This window comes from Salinimicrobium oceani (assembly GCF_012037645.1).
The window spans coordinates 1-401 of the sequence record NZ_JAAVJR010000861.1; the positions used below are offsets into that span (position 1 = coordinate 1).

The window sequence follows — 401 nt, forward strand, 5'->3', positions numbered from 1 at the left end:
CAAATATCCCGGCACGTAATGCGCCGCAATTCCCGAGAGTCTCCCAAGCTTTATCCCGTTCTTCTCATCAAGTTCGGGACTTCCCTGCAAAAAGATCATTTTTCCGTCTACGAAATCGGCTTTTCCGGTGTCGTTGATGTAGCAAAGGATAGCATTTCGGGCCGCATCTATGTGCGTGGGCATGGATTCCTTAGTAAGCGGAATATACTTTGCCCCACTGGTAGTACCCGAGGTTTTGGCAAAATATAAGGGTTTACCCGGCCAAAGGATGTCCTTTTCCCCTGCCACCACTTTTTCTACATATGGCTTCAGTTCTTCGTAATCCCTTACCGGAACGCGGGCCGCATATTCCCTGTAACTTGAAATATTCCTGAAGCCGTGGTCTTTCCCAAATTCAGTTT

1 protein-coding gene is annotated in these 401 nt (G+C 47.9%); it reads right to left on the bottom strand.

Going from position 1 to position 401, the window contains the following annotated elements; genetic code table 11:
- Positions 1-401 (bottom strand): GH3 family acyl-acid amido synthetase (locus HC175_RS19765; RefSeq protein ID WP_168139811.1); only part of this gene is annotated, 401 nt, incomplete at both ends.